Here is a 13,834-nt window from a genome sequence, read left to right on the forward strand (position 1 = left end):
CACGCGCTAGTCGAGGATGTCCAGCGTGGCGAAGTGTCCGACTTCCAGGAATTCCAGCGACGCCCCGCCGCCGGTGCTGACGTGGCTGACCTTCTCGGCCAGGCCGAACTTCTCGATCGCCGCGGCCGAGTCGCCGCCGCCGATGATCGTCGTCGCGCCGTTGCTCTGTGTCGCCGCGGCGACCGCCTCGGCGATCGCCTTGGTGCCGGCGACGAAGGGCTTCTTTTCGAACACGCCCATCGGCCCGTTCCAGATGACCGTCTTGGACTTGGCAATCTCAGCCTTGTACAGCTCGATCGTCTTCGGGCCGATGTCGAAGCCTTCCAGGTCGGCGGGGATGTTCCCCTCGACCACCTTGGTCACGGCGTCGTCGGTCATCTTGTCCGACACGACAGTATCGACCGGCAGCTTGATCTTGCCGGCGGCCTTCTCGAGCAGGCCCTTGGCCAGTTCGACCTTGTCTCGCTCGACCAGCGACTTGCCGACTTCCTTGCCCTGCGCCAGGAAGAACGTGTAAGCCATCGCGCCGCCGATCAACAGCGTATCGGCCTTGCTCAGCAGGTTCTCGATGACCTGGATCTTGTCGGACACCTTCGCCCCACCGAGGATCGCCACGAACGGCCGGACCGGCTTGGTGACGGCTTCGCCAAGGAACTTGAGTTCCTTCTGGATCAGGTACCCGATGACCCGCGGCTTGCCCTGCATGAGCTGCGGCACGCCGAACGTGCTGGCGTGTTCGCGGTGGGCGGTGCCGAAGGCGTCATTCACGTAGACGTCGCCGTACTTGGCCAGGCTGGCGGCGAAGTTGGGATCGTTCTTCTCTTCGTCCTTACGGAAGCGGAGGTTCTCCAGCACGAGCACGTCGCCGTCGTTCAACGCGGCGACCGCTTTCTCGGCGTCCAGGCCGATGCAGTCGGCGGTGAAGCCGACCGGCTTACCGAGCAGTTCGCCCAGGCGGACGGCCGTCGGCTTGAGCGAGAACTTCTCTTCCGGTCCGCCCTTGGGCCGGCCCAGGTGCGACATCAGGATCACCCGGCCGCCACCCTCGACCAGCTTCTTAATCGTCGGAAGAGCCTGGGCAATCCGGCGGTCATCGGTGATCTTGCCGCCTTCGATCGGGACATTGAAATCCACGCGAACGAGCACCTTTTTGCCGCGAACATCGATATCTGCAACGGTTTTTTTAGCCATGGTGAGCAGTCTCCTGAAGAGTAAAGCCGCGGCGTGCCGCGGCAAGCGGGGATGGTAGGGGTGGGAGGGGGCGTGTCAATACGCCTAAGATCGCAGTAGCCAGTCCGAAGCGAAACACGAACGCCGAGCTAGACTCTCGCGGGTCGTTGACCTGCGGCGACCGGTAAGCGACAACTCCTCTCCCAATGGACGCCACCCTCGAAAACCTCAAGTACGATTCCAACGGCCTGATCCCCGCCATCATCCAGGATCACCAGACCGGCCAGGTACTGATGATGGCCTGGATGAACAAGGACTCGCTCGCCAAGACGGTCGAAACCGGCAAAACCCACTTCTTCAGCCGAAGCCGTAACAAACTCTGGCTCAAGGGCGAAAGCAGCGGACACGTGCAAGACGTCAAGTCGATCAGCACCGACTGCGACAAGGACGTCGTCCTGGTCAAGGTCGAGCAGCACGGCGCAGCCTGCCACGAAGGCTACCAAAGCTGCTTCTTCCGCACGTACGAGCAGGGCAAGGAAGAATGGACCATCGTCGGCGAACGGCTGTTCGACCCGAAGAAGGTCTACGGAAAATAGTCGCCTGGTGCATCGTCGTCCGGTGGCATGGACATGTACTCATGTCCGTGTCGTCCCTTCCCTGGCCACCACACCCATGCCCAGCCATCGCGAGCAGGACAACTTCCTTGCCGACGAACCACTGCCGGCGCTGCCGATGGGCACAGTGGACCGCGGGTATGACCGCGAGATCCTCGCCTGGCTCGGCCTGGGGCTTTTTGCATTGTTCGTCCTCGGCTTCTACCTCATGCGGCAGCCCGGGTCCGACCAGGGCAACCCGCTCAATCCCGACCGCGCCGTCTTCGCGTCGGTCAGTGCCGTCACCCTCACCGGCCTGCGGCAGGACCTCCGCGAAAGCACCTTCGCCGCCGCCGACAGTCAGCTCATGCCGGCGACGCTGCTGGTCTTAACCGTCGGTGCGTCCTGGCTCACGCTCGTCGCCGCGGGCCTGCCGGCCTGCCGACTCCTGGGTGTCCGGCGGAACGCCAAACCCGTCGTGCTCGCCGCGACCGTCACTGTTCTGGGGGGCACGATCCTCGGCGGCATCCCCCTGCTGCTGACCTACTCTCCCCTCGAAGTCGACGGCGCCGCCCGCCTTCCCTGGCTCGACGCCTTCCTCACCTCCGCCAGCGCCGTCGGCAATTCCGGCGTCTGCTGGAACCGCCTGCCCCGCGCCGACGCCTGGCAGACCCAGGCCATCCTCCTGCCGCTGGCGGTGATCGGCGGGCTGGGTGTGCCGGTGCTGATTGACCTCTACGACCGTCTCACCGGCCGCTCCGCCGAGTTGCGCTACCACACCCGCCTGGTGCTCACGCTGGTCGCCTGCGTCTACGTCGCCGGCTTTGCCCTGCTGCTGATGTTCGACGAACGCTTCGTCGGCATGATCGGCTCGGCGTTCCGTAACGGCGGGCTCACGCCAACCGAATGGCGGTCCGTCCGCAGCATCGTTGTAGAAGCGTCCGTCCTGTCGCTCAACAGCCGATCGCTGGGCATGCCCTTTGAGCCGGCCACCGTCGCCGCGCTGCCCAAGGCCGCGTCGTGGGTGCTGATCCTGCTGATGGCCGTCGGCGGCGGGCCGGCGGGGACGGCCGGCGGGCTGAAGCTCACCACCCTCTTCCTGCTCGGCCGCGGTGCCCGACGTGGCAGCCAGGGCGAACGCCTGCCCGTCGAGTGCGGCTTCGCGCTGTTCTGGGCGATGGGCTTTGCGCTGCTCGTCGCCGTCGGCTACGCCGGCATGCTCTGGGCCGCCCCGCAGCTTCCGCCCGATCGCCTGCTGCTGGTCACCGTCAGCGCCATCACGAACACCGGCCTCTCCCACGATGCCCTGTCGATCGTCCTCGTCCCCCTCATCCTCCTGTCCCTGCTGATGGTCCTCGGGCGCATCCTGCCCATCCTCATCCTCTGGCGGATGGCCAGCCGGCTCGACCAGGCCGAAACCATTCCGTAGCCTCTCGTCACCACATGCCCGAAACAGGTCTTTGTACGTTGCCTCACCTTGGCGTAACGTCTCGGTCCTACACCAGAAGGAGACAAACGATGGGCCTCTACGACGACGACAATGCGGCGATCACTTCCGGCGACCTCTGCGATGTCATTTACTGGCAGACCAAGTTCAGCCACCTCAAGCTCGAGGCGGCCCTCAAGTCCCGCCAGCCCGAATACGCCATCCGCGGACTGATCCCCTCCGTCACCAACGGCGCGGCGGACGTGCTCAAAACCTATCCCAACCACGCCGAGGTCAAGGCCTGGGCCGACAAGGCGACCCTCATCGCCGGCAAGATCGACCCCAACGCCGCCCCCGCCGACTTCAAAGGCGACTTCGCCCACTGGAAAGACTACTCGTACGAAGCCGGCTGGCGGTCGTACCACATGGCGAAGATGGCCGCCGCGACCGAAAGCTGGGGCGTCACCCTCGACCACGCCCGCGAAACCATCACCCAGCTCACCCGCTCCAAGGACCGCATGGCCACCTGGCCAGCTGACGTCCAGCAGTTCGTCCAGACGGCCCTCCCTGAGATGGAGAAGCTGAAGGAACTGGCCGCTTCGAAGCGGTAGACCAGATGCCCCTGAATGTCAGACGGCATGGTCACCCAAGGTGACCATGCCGTTTTCGTTGATATTGCCACCGATCCGGCTACTTCCGGACCAGTTACTTCCAGACTGGCTACTTCCGCACCGGCTACTTCCGCACTGGCTCGTACATCAGCTCTCCGCCCGCCTGGGCCGATGCCGTCCGGGCCACCGATGCCGGCGCTACATCCGCCGGGGCGACCGCGCCCCGGTCGGCCAGCGCCGCCGCGCTCATCCGCCGGATGATCGCCATCTGCACGTTGCGTCCCGGGCAGTCGGTCGCCTTGGCGTCGCCGTGCCCGATGATTTCCTTGTTCGACACATGGTACGTCTGCTGGAGATACGCGATCAGCTTCGCCAGCGACCGCAACTGCGCCTCGCTCGGGCGGGTCTGATCGAAGTTCCCCACCAGGCAGATGCCGATGCCGAAGTCGTTGAACTTGTTGTCCGCCGTCTTGCAGTGGGCACCTTGCTTCTGCTTGGCCCAGCGTGAGCCGACCTCGATCGCGCCGTTGCCGGTATCGGTGCCGTTGCCGATCACAAAGTGATAGCCCAGCTCGTCCCAGCCCTTGGCGATATGTTCCTTGTTAAACCGCGCCGCCCCGCCCACCGGCGTGGCGCTGTGGTGCACCACGATCCACTTCCAGTTGCGCGACGCCACCGTCGGCACCCAGTCCCGCGGCACGCCCGACGGCACCGGAACCTGCGCCACCGGCGGCTTGGGCTGCGGCTTGACCACCTGCGGCGGGGTCTGCACCGGGCCGGGCTTGGGCGGCGTCCACGCCGGCGACTGCGTCACCTGCGGCTGAGGATGCCGGTCCACCATCTCGACGGGGCCCGTTCGCTGCGCGCAGCCGACCACCGACAACAGCGCCGAAGCGCAAGACAGCAACTTGAAACAGGGGAGCCTTCGCAGCGACATTGCCATCCTTGGCCTCTGCGTTGAGGGGACCGTTGCAGGTAAAGGGAACCCGACCGATCCTTCGGCCAGTTCCGACAGAGAGTCCTCTACAGGGTCCGTAACAGTTGTAGTACGCCTTGTATTCACAGAACGTTCTATCGAATTTGTCGCCCCGTTTCCAGTAGCCGGATCAGGCAGACCCGCCGGATTTCATCCGCAGGCCCGGGAAGAACCCCCGCATTATCGGACCCACCCGGCCTCTCATCGCTCGCCCCGTAGTCGACCAACTCCCATTCCGCCAAACGAACCCGACATGAGATCGCCGAACGAACCCAACGCTACGCTGCCAAACGAACCCGACGCGACCTTCCGGCCCGCTGTCCGTGACACGGCTTTCTAAGCCGTGCGAGGTGCGTCACACACTAGGAAACGTCCATCTTCAATCACCTCCTTCCGCCAAACGAACCCAAGGCGACCCCGCCTACGACCCCTTCGAACGACCCCATCAGTGACACGGGCTTCCAGCCCGTGCGAGACGCGTCACACACCAAGGGACGTTTATCCTCAGTCCCTGCATTCTGGCCAAACGAACCCGAGAGCGCGGGCGAACGCCGAACGTCGAACATCCAACGCCGAACGCCCAATGCCCCGCGCGGCGCATCGCCGAACGAACCCAAGGATTCGCGTGGCACGGGCGTCCCGCCCGCGTCCCCACCACGTCGCCGAACGAACCCGAGGCGACCCCGTCGAACGAGCCCGTCAGTGACACGGGCTTCCAGCCCGTGCATGGTGTGTGATGCTTTAGGCAGCCGTTCAAAACACACATCCTTCACCTCCACTGCCGAACGAACCCAAGGCGACCTTCCAGCCCGCTGTCCGTGACACGGCTTTCCAAGCCGTGCGAGATGCATCACTCACCAGGAGACGTTTATCTTCAAGCACCTGCTTCCCAAATCGCGCGACCCGTTCAAGCGCCGCGCCCGCAGTAAGCGAACGTCACGCACAACCGCGCCGTTCCTGCTTACGTCGTGCCAACTCTCGCGCGACATTGCCGAACGAACCCAAGTGATCGATCAGCCTCCGTACGTCGTTGCTCCGTCTCCTGGTCTCTCCGTCTCTTCCGCCCACCAAAACCAGACCGTCCGGCCGATCGTCCCCGATCGCCCGGCTCGCGTCCTTCTCCGCGGAGTCAACGCCAGCCCGACGGATCACACCCGCCATTGCCGCGCACGGAGACCGGCCGCCGACAGGGCTGCCAAAACCCCGGCCGACGCCCGCACTATTTGTACGGTACATGTTAAGTCTCAGGCGAAAAGTTGCAACCCCTTTTTTCGCCCGCCGTTTTCTGGAAGTCCGGTTTCACCACGAAGGGCACGAAGGCACGAAGCACACGAAGAAAAGTCTTCAACTGAGAACGATGTTTTAACCAGGGACCAGGGCCGCTTCTTCTTCGTGTACCTTCGTGCCCTTCGTGCCTTCGTGGTGAATCCGAGATTCGCGCAGCGAGCCCCCTACTCCCCCACCGCAATAATCCGCGCCGGCCCCCCGCTCCCGTTCTCGATCTTCAACGGCAACGCGATGAACGTCGCCCCCGCCGGCGGAAGCCGGCCCACGTTGGCGACGTTCTCGAACATCGGCTTGTTCGCGCCGTTCATGATCTGATGCACCCGGAAATCCTTCGACTGCCCGCGGTCCACGCTCGCCGTGTCCACCGCGATCGCGGCGACGTCGCGCTGCGTCACCAGAAACGTCGCCGCCTCGGGGGAGAAGCCGGGGAACCGCAGGTTGTCCACGTCCAGCGGCACATCGGTGCCCAGATACCGCTTCTTGTCCGGCCACCGCTCGCCCCAGCCGCTGTGCATGACGACGATCGCGCCGCGCGGGAGCCGGCCATGGCTCCGCTCCCAGCCCAGCAGGTCGTCCACGGTCAGCAGGTAGTCGGCGTCGGCGGCGCAGGCGCCCCGCACATCGATGACGGCGGCCGGGCCGATGCAGTTGGACAGGGGAACCTCGCCGCTGGTGCGTTTGCCCTCGGCGAAATGAATCGGCGCATCCATGTGCGTGCCGCCGTGCTCGGCCATACTGATGTTGTTGGCGGCGTAGAAGTACCCGCCCGGCGTGCGGCCGTAGGCAACCCGCCGCAGCTTAAAAGGCTCGGCGGTCGGCCAGTAGATCGTCTGATCGCCGAACGCGTAAGACAGGTCGATCACCTTCGCCGGGTCGATCGCGACCGGTCGCGGCGATGGGTCACCCCCAGCGCCATGGTTGGCGCCACCCGGTTTGCCACCCGTCGCACACCCCGTGAAGACCATCAGCATCGCCACGACCGTCAGGGAGATGGATCGCATCCAGTTCAGGCTACTGATGGGTTATGGAAGGTTCAAGCGGAAGGCCCGTGCGTGCCCACAGCTTTCCGTCTTCCAACGGGTGTCTTGTGTGCCATGCCACCCGCCGGCGACATCCTGGGGCCGCCCCTTGTCCTCCGTCGGCGGATCGACGAGCGCCGGCAGGCTGCTCCATCGCCAGTCCCGGGTCCGGCGGACCCGCTTCGCCCGGCGGGCGTTGGCCTCGACAGGCCTTTGTCGGGGCAGCAACTGTCGTCCGAAAAATGGGTTCAATGCTTCAATTCTGGTAAACACGAGGGTATAGCGGATCTCCCGTAATAATATAGCGACCCGGTTGCACCGGCCCCCAGAAGAAGTAGGGCTTTGCCATGGGCCCCACCATCGATTCCAGCTTCATGCTGATCCGGGTCGAGCCCTGGGCGATCGGAATATTCACCTCGCCCACGCCCGTCGCGGATTCAGTGACCCAATCCGGTCTGGTCCACTGGAGGCTGTACCTGGTGACAAAGATGCCGGCGTGAATCGTTCGCACGAAGTCATTCAACTTGTTTGACGCCACCGACGAGAGATAGTTCACGGCTCCATGCTTGTCGCTGTCGGGCGTCCATGTGCTGATCATCGTCCCCAGCGCGTCGATATAAAGGAGCCCCAATCGGCTGCCCAAAATGCTGGTGTAGATGGCAAAGTACTTCGACCAGTCGTAAGGCGTGTTGTCACCGGCCATCTCATAGCTGAAAGCGCGGAGGGACTTCTTCGCTGCCTGAACTTTGAACTCTTTGGCGAAGTCGCCGCTCGCATAGCGAGGGGCCCCGAACGTGACCAGCCGGTGATCCTTACCCGGCTGGAACAGTTGGGTTTCTGCCATCAGCCGATAGGTCAAGTAGCCGGAAACTGCTCCGCCCATGCTGTGACCGGCAATCGTGATGGATTTTCCTGCGGCTTGTTGCCGGGCCATCTCCGCGACGATAAGTGGAAAGATCTCGTTCGCAGCCGAGCTCCACCCGTCGTGGACGTTCGCGAAGCGGAACCCGTCCGGAGTCACTGGCTTGGCAAGCCAATGCGGCGCTTCTTCACCATTGAGCACTCGATGGAGCGACCCAATCGAATAGTCTGAACCTCGGAACGCGACCACTGCGGAGTTCGCGTTCGACGCGATCAGGATGGTCTGCTGAAACCGACCGACTCTATAAAAGAATGTGTACTTGCAGTCCGGCGTGACTTCCATAAACAGCCGTCGGATTCGATCTTCACTTCCCTCGCCCGATACCGTCATGTTGCCATATTCTTTGACGACTTGCGAAATCGCTCTGCCCGCCAGATCCATACCGTCCGGCCAGCGCTTGAGGAATCTTTTGCGTTCCAGCCCGTCCGTCCTGGCTGACGCGCCCAGGTCGATTGTGGCGTCGCCCACGGTGATGAACTCCCACGTCAGCACATCCCCACTGTCCGCCGATTGGGTGAAAACGTTCGGATTTTCGGTCTTGCTTGCGTTTTCCGGCCCCCGGTCGCGCTCGAATCGCATTCCGTCTTTGGTTCGGTTGATGGTGACTGGGCGGGACCAAGCCAGTTTGTTGTTCTCGATGTGATACTCGGTCCACTTGCCGTCGATCTCCAGCGTCGGCAGGGAGCCTGACGACCAGATTTCGGCGCCGTTGGCACCGGGCAGTCCGGCACGGATCGTAAGCGCCCCGTTGTCATGCAGTTTGAGATAGCACTGGCCTTGCGTCTTGGCGGTCGCCGCTGGCTTTTCGCCGGATGCCCACACCGCGCCAAGTCGACCAGTGAGGTCTGCGTTGGCGTAGCTGTACATGACGAGGTTGCCGTCGGTCTGCATCTCGATGGCGTAGTGGCCTTTGGTTCCTTTGGGGCCCTGGTTCCAGATCGGATTCGTACTGTCATAGAGGACGAGTTCGCCATCGGGGGACAGGGCGAGTGTGAATCGTTTGTTGTCGGACTGCAGATACTGCGAAGACCTCAGCCACTGATTAACCATCAGGACGCTTCCAATACTAGCTGGAGCGGCCACTGCCTGGGGAGCGGCCTCTGGCACCTCTGACGCAACGATACGAAGGCCAGTCGGCGCCGCCGGGCGCTGCGGCACAGACTCCTTGGCGGAGATTTCATTGGACGTCGTATCGGCGGCGGCGGCGACGTGCACCTGTTCAGACACAGGTGCCACGACCCCTTCCGACTTTGCGCAGCCGGCGATTGACGATACGACCGCCGCTAGAAGGCAAGCCAGCAAAGCACTCTTGATATTCAAGAGCAAAGAGCGGTGGACGTGAACCATTCTGGATCCCTTTGCGAAATGACCGGAACGAGGCGAGGGGCTACGCGATTTTTATTACACAGCGCAATAATATGCAAGCGGCGTCCGGGCCCCAAACGCCGACGCGAACGCATCCGGATCGTGCACGCGAAGGGCGCACGCAGAGGGGATATCGCTGATGTCCGACATCCCAATGCCCGATATCCGATGTCCCTTGGGCAAGATATGGGGACGTCACGATGTCCCCTTTTTCGCATGGCGACTTCAACGGACCGGGGGAAGCTTGAAGTCAAGGAAACTCAATTATCCAAACTGCAAAAAGCTGTTCTTCCTTGACCGGCTCCAACCATCGTGTCAGTCTCGCGTCTCCCGCAAAGATATGAAGTTGGCCGTTTCCGTATTCGTCCCCACAGAAGTGACCGGTGAGTGATCGAAGGGGAAGGAAAGGGAGCCCCTCTTTCTTCCTCCTGCAGGTGCGGCCTGGCAAACATTGGATTTTAGACTATGCCGCGTGCCATCCTTTTCATTCTTGCGGTGATCTTACTCGCGCCGTCTCATGCGTGGGCGGCGACACTGTCGCTGGGATCCGGCGATTCCGTCACCATCGATGGCTCCGGCACCCGTGGCACCATCAGTGGATCCTCTGTCAACAACGGCACAAGCAGGTACAGGGCGGCACTGCCGACCAGAACGGAGTTATCCAGGTCACGGCGATCCAACTTAACGCCAACGCGAACCTCAATGTCGGTTCCGGCGGTGAAGTGTTGGGCGGATTTGGGACAAACGGGGCCATCGGAATCAATAGCAGAAGCTCCGGCACGATCAGAATCACCGGCGGCACCATAACGGGTGGGCCTGCCGACCGATCATCGGGCGCGGCACTCAGCCTTGGCGGCACCGGGCCTGTTTTCATCTCCGGTGGTGACCTTATGGGTGGAGCTTCCGGCCTCGGGCTGGAAAACTACGGCTCCGGCCAGGTCTGGATTACGGGTGGACGCTTCTCGACGAGCTCGGGTGCGGGCGGAACCTCGATCTTCACGACGCGTTTTTTTAACACGACGACCAATCAGGCTGAACTCGGCGGTGTGGTGACCATTCTCGGCGGGCAGATCGAGAGTTCCGTGTCGGGCCTGAGGTGGGGCCTGGGCGCCAACCCGCTCGGCACCATCGCCCTCTTCAGCCAGAACGACACGCCCTTCCTCGTCAATGGCGTTCCGATGAACCACACGTCGATCCCGCTCATGCCGGGCACTAATACCATCAGTGGCACCCTATACAACGGCGACGTGCTCGACACGACCTTCTACAACGACTTCAGTGGTACTGGCGTCGGTGGCAGTATTCTCCTGAACGTTGGCACGGTCCCCGAGCCCTCGACAATGCTGATCCTCGCGTTCGGCGTCGTTGCGCTGCAACGCCGGCGTCCAGGTCGTCGATGAAGAAAACGCGCAGCAGGTGCGATGATTCTGGCGGCGCCTGAGCGGGGAAAAGGAAAAGGGGTCAGGTGATGTCCCCTTTTTTGCTGTGCTACCCGGTCTCCTACAGTGATTTCAGGAACTTCACCAGCCTGTCTCGGTCGTCGGCGGGGAGATTTCGGAAGGCTTCCTTCGATGTTTCGGCCTCGCCGCCGTGCCAGAGGATGGCTTCCTGAAGGGTGCGGGCGCGGCCGTCGTGGAGGTACGACTCGGTGCCGCCGCTGACGGCGGCGGTTGAACCGATGCCCCACAGCGGCGTGGTGCGCCATTCGCCGGGGAGGGCGTTGCCTTCGCCCATGTTGTCGGACAGTCCCGGGCCCATGTCGTGCAGCCGAAGGTCGGTGAACGCACGGATGGTCTGGTGACGCAGCTCGGCCAGCGGGTGATAGGGGCTGGTTTTGGTCGTCGGCGTGTGGCAGGCGGCGCAGCCGATGGTGCTGAACAGCTTTTCGCCGTTGATGGCCTCGAGGTCGTCCAGGTTGCGGCGCGGCGGGACGGCCAGCGTCGCCATGTAGCGGTACATCTTGTCCAGATCCGCATCGCCGAGCTTGGCGACGTCGCCCGCCGGGGATTGCTGAGCGCCCTGGTCCGGCGACGGATAGACCGAGGTGACGATGCCCATGTCGTTCTTCAAGGCGCTAGCGATCTGGTGCTTCAGGCGGGCTTGCCCGGCCTTCCAGCCGAACCGCCCGATCCTCTGCACGCCGTCGGTCGGATCGGTCACGGTGCGTTCGTGACCGAGGGTCCCGGTCGTGGCGGCGCTGGCGCGAGTGTTGGGAGCCATGACGTCCTTTTCGTCGATCGCCTCGAGCAGGCCCATCCCGACCAGGGGCGGGGCGATGCGGACGGAATAGAACTGCGGCGTGACGCCGCTGAACGCGTAAATGGGTTGCTGCAGGGAATACGGGGTGCCGTCGCCGTAGGCTCCGCCGGACACCTTCCATTCCGAGATGGTGACGCCGGCTTCCGGCGATCCGGTCCTGGCTTGGGGCTGAAGTGCGTGCCCCAGCGTGGGATGGGGCGACCCGCAGGCGTCGGCGCCGACGGCTACCAGGTACTGCGTCATCGGCGCGCCGACCTTCGCGGGCGCGGCCCGCCCGTTGTTCACATGGCAGGCGACGCAGCTGTTGTTCGTGTAACGCTCCCCCAGCTTCCCCGCGACTTCCGCGTAGACGGGATTGCCGGGTTCGGAGTGTTTGCCATTGCCGAAGTCGGTGTGATGAAACCGCCGGCCGAGCATGAAATCCTGAACGCTGATCGGCGCGATGTTGGTGGCGATCTGCTTGAAGAGCTCTTTGGGTTCGTCGGAGTATTGCCGGTGAGAGGTGTTCATGCCGCCCAGCAGGGCGCCTGCCGGCATCGGGAATGAATCGTTATTGTCGCCGCGCCCTTCCCAGGGCTGCAGTCCCCCTTTGCCCACGACGTAAAGCAAGGCCGATCCGTAGTAGTTCGTCCGTCCGACGGTCTGAACCCCGTCGACCGCCTTGACGAGAAACGGGCTGAACTCCATCTCGATACGGTCGCCGATCTTCAAGGCACGTTTCTCGGCGTTGTTCTGCTTGATCGTCAGGGTGTAGTGGTGGGCGTCGATCTCCCTGGAGATGCTGTTGTTCATGTACTGCGCGACCGTTCCCTTGCCTTCAAAGAACAGGCGCAGGTTGGGTTTGTTCAGCGGGTAGAGCGAGGTCATGTTGTAGGTGATGGAGTCCCCGCCCCTGGCGACGCGGTCGATGATCTCGATGGTGACGGTGCGGTTCTCGAAATAGCGAGCCAGGTAATGGTCGTAGGCATGGAACATGCCTTCGCGGGCGTGGCGGTCGCGAACGCGATCGCCGACGCGGGTGATCAACGCTTCCGGTGTATCAATGACGGTATCGGGTTCGAGAGGGGTGGTTGCGTCAAACAGCGGTACCGGCGTGGGGGAACTGCTCTGTTCCGCAACACGGCCTTGCCCGGCGACGGCGAGGGCGAACAGGAACAGGGCAGTACGGAAGATCGACAGTCGCATGGTTGTCCTCGGAAGCAGTCTTGCTGATAGGGGCGTTCGGCCCGTGTCTACGCCAGAGTATTGACGCCGGTGGGTGAAACCTTAGCAATCGCAGCGGGTGCTTGAGCGCGGGTGGACCTGCTTCGCCCGGCGGGCGTTGGCCTCGACATACCTGGCAATGGAAAACGGGACGGGTCGATGTCGCCGTTTACCGCCCCAGTGTCATCAGCGGTCATCAGCGGTCATCAGCCGGCGGCGATCGCCTTTTTGCAGGCGGCGAGCAGCTCGCGCGAAACTTTCGCCGAGGCGTCGAACTGGAAATACAGGGAGACCTGGCCGCCATGGCCGTGGACGTTGTTGCACTGCCAGCAGATCGAAACGGCCGCGACGACCGTTTCGCCGAGGCGGAACAGCAGTCCGAACGGCGGAATGTGGCAGCGGGCCTGCTCGCCCGGGGGAAGGGCACGGAACAGGTCGCCGAGGCGCTGCGCCTGGGCGCCGGTGGCGCGAACCCGCTTCGCCGGGGTTTGGCCGAACATCCGGGCGGCGGTGGTGGTGATGTCGCCGTCGAGGTCGACCACCTCGACGCTGTCGAACGGGGGAAGCGAGGTTGGAGATGTCGTCGCCACCGGGCCGCCTTCGGAACTACTTCCCGCCACGCTCCATCGCGATCACTTCGTACACCGCCTGGCAGAGCGGGCCGATCGGCGGATTGACCGTTGCGAACTGGTGCAGCGCTTCACGGGTGCCGGCGACCAGTTCCATGCGGCGGTGGTAATCGCCGAAGTGCACGTCCATGCAGGCCAGGAACCGCGGCGGGGCATCGGCGGCGGCATTGGCCGGGGCATCGGCGGGGCCGTCCTGTGAATGGACGACGAACCGGTGCTCGAGCCTGTCGCCGAGCCAGGCCGGTAGATCCTTGAAGACGTAGATGGTGTCGCCCGGCTCCATGGGACGGGACAGGTGCTCGCCGAGCATTCGCATCTGCCCTTCGATCAGGGATTGGAGTTCAGCCTGTTGTGCGGCGTCGTACATGGCGGCT

11 protein-coding genes are annotated in these 13,834 nt (G+C 63.5%); 4 read left to right on the forward strand and 7 right to left on the reverse strand.

All coding sequences use genetic code 11. The annotated features are described in order from the left end of the window. Positions 1 to 6: 6 nt before the first annotated feature. Positions 7 to 1,191 carry a phosphoglycerate kinase gene (locus IPV69_RS11345; RefSeq protein WP_206295222.1) on the reverse strand — a complete coding sequence of 395 codons (1,185 nt, stop codon included), beginning with the start codon at positions 1,189 to 1,191 and terminating at the stop codon, positions 7 to 9. A gap of 185 nt (positions 1,192 to 1,376) precedes the next feature. On the opposite strand from IPV69_RS11345, the gene hisI reads away from it, so the two are divergent. The 3 genes from hisI (at position 1,377) to IPV69_RS11360 (ending at position 3,800) form a co-directional block, all read left to right on the forward strand. Beyond that, complete coding sequence (gene hisI / locus IPV69_RS11350) at positions 1,377 to 1,766, forward strand: phosphoribosyl-AMP cyclohydrolase (protein ID WP_206295223.1); 390 nt, start codon at positions 1,377 to 1,379, stop codon at positions 1,764 to 1,766. Between the two features lie 76 nt (positions 1,767 to 1,842). Beyond that, positions 1,843 to 3,192, forward strand: a complete 1,350-nt coding sequence (locus IPV69_RS11355) for a TrkH family potassium uptake protein (RefSeq protein WP_206295224.1) — start codon at positions 1,843 to 1,845, stop codon at positions 3,190 to 3,192. 89 nt (positions 3,193 to 3,281) lie between these two features. Further along, positions 3,282 to 3,800 carry a hypothetical protein gene (locus tag IPV69_RS11360; RefSeq protein WP_206295225.1) on the forward strand — a complete coding sequence of 173 codons (519 nt, stop codon included), beginning with the start codon at positions 3,282 to 3,284 and terminating at the stop codon, positions 3,798 to 3,800. A 124-nt stretch (positions 3,801 to 3,924) separates the two neighbouring features. Here the strand turns inward: IPV69_RS11360 and IPV69_RS11365 are convergent, their stop codons facing one another. From IPV69_RS11365 to IPV69_RS11375, 3 genes are all read right to left on the reverse strand, one after another. Next, positions 3,925 to 4,743 (reverse strand): peptidoglycan recognition protein family protein, encoded by an 819-nt coding sequence (locus tag IPV69_RS11365; RefSeq protein ID WP_206295226.1) that lies wholly within the window; start codon positions 4,741 to 4,743, stop codon positions 3,925 to 3,927. A gap of 1,484 nt (positions 4,744 to 6,227) precedes the next feature. Next, a complete protein-coding gene (locus tag IPV69_RS11370) occupies positions 6,228 to 7,064 on the reverse strand; it encodes a cyclase family protein (RefSeq protein ID WP_206295227.1) in 837 nt (278 codons plus the stop codon). 274 nt (positions 7,065 to 7,338) lie between these two features. Next, the gene (locus tag IPV69_RS11375) at positions 7,339 to 9,351 is read right to left on the reverse strand and encodes a lipase family protein (RefSeq protein WP_206295228.1); all 2,013 of its coding nucleotides are present in this window, start codon (positions 9,349 to 9,351) and stop codon (positions 7,339 to 7,341) included. Positions 9,352 to 9,890: 539 nt separating this feature from the next. Here IPV69_RS11375 and IPV69_RS11380 point away from each other — a divergent pair. Next, positions 9,891 to 10,769 carry a PEP-CTERM sorting domain-containing protein gene (locus IPV69_RS11380; RefSeq protein WP_206295229.1) on the forward strand — a complete coding sequence of 293 codons (879 nt, stop codon included), beginning with the start codon at positions 9,891 to 9,893 and terminating at the stop codon, positions 10,767 to 10,769. Positions 10,770 to 10,869: 100 nt separating this feature from the next. Here the strand turns inward: IPV69_RS11380 and IPV69_RS11385 are convergent, their stop codons facing one another. The 3 genes from IPV69_RS11385 to IPV69_RS11395 form a co-directional block, all read right to left on the reverse strand. Then, on the reverse strand, positions 10,870 to 12,813 hold the full coding sequence (locus IPV69_RS11385) for a di-heme oxidoredictase family protein (RefSeq protein WP_206295230.1): 1,944 nt from the start codon (positions 12,811 to 12,813) through the stop codon (positions 10,870 to 10,872). A gap of 224 nt (positions 12,814 to 13,037) precedes the next feature. After that, positions 13,038 to 13,421, reverse strand: coding sequence for a hypothetical protein (locus IPV69_RS11390; RefSeq protein ID WP_206295231.1), 384 nt, complete (start codon positions 13,419 to 13,421; stop codon positions 13,038 to 13,040). Positions 13,422 to 13,437: 16 nt separating this feature from the next. Continuing rightward, complete coding sequence (locus IPV69_RS11395; protein WP_206295232.1) at positions 13,438 to 13,827, reverse strand: hypothetical protein; 390 nt, start codon at positions 13,825 to 13,827, stop codon at positions 13,438 to 13,440. Positions 13,828 to 13,834: the final 7 nt, after the last annotated feature.

It is taken from the genome of Humisphaera borealis (assembly GCF_015169395.1).
Taxonomy (GTDB): domain Bacteria; phylum Planctomycetota; class Phycisphaerae; order Tepidisphaerales; family Tepidisphaeraceae; genus Humisphaera; species Humisphaera borealis.

What these genes read in the sequence shown, in the direction of transcription:
- IPV69_RS11375 (WP_206295228.1), bottom strand. Translation starts at nt 9,351, where the DNA reads ATGGTTCACGTCCACCGCTCTTTGCTCTTGAATATCAAGAGTGCTTTG.
- IPV69_RS11345 (WP_206295222.1), bottom strand. Translation starts at nt 1,191, where the DNA reads ATGGCTAAAAAAACCGTTGCAGATATCGATGTTCGCGGCAAAAAGGTG.
- IPV69_RS11355 (WP_206295224.1), top strand. Translation starts at nt 1,843, where the DNA reads ATGCCCAGCCATCGCGAGCAGGACAACTTCCTTGCCGACGAACCACTG.
- IPV69_RS11360 (WP_206295225.1), top strand. Translation starts at nt 3,282, where the DNA reads ATGGGCCTCTACGACGACGACAATGCGGCGATCACTTCCGGCGACCTC.
- IPV69_RS11365 (WP_206295226.1), bottom strand. Translation starts at nt 4,743, where the DNA reads ATGGCAATGTCGCTGCGAAGGCTCCCCTGTTTCAAGTTGCTGTCTTGC.
- IPV69_RS11370 (WP_206295227.1), bottom strand. Translation starts at nt 7,064, where the DNA reads ATGCGATCCATCTCCCTGACGGTCGTGGCGATGCTGATGGTCTTCACG.
- hisI (WP_206295223.1), top strand. Translation starts at nt 1,377, where the DNA reads ATGGACGCCACCCTCGAAAACCTCAAGTACGATTCCAACGGCCTGATC.
- IPV69_RS11395 (WP_206295232.1), bottom strand. Translation starts at nt 13,827, where the DNA reads ATGTACGACGCCGCACAACAGGCTGAACTCCAATCCCTGATCGAAGGG.
- IPV69_RS11385 (WP_206295230.1), bottom strand. Translation starts at nt 12,813, where the DNA reads ATGCGACTGTCGATCTTCCGTACTGCCCTGTTCCTGTTCGCCCTCGCC.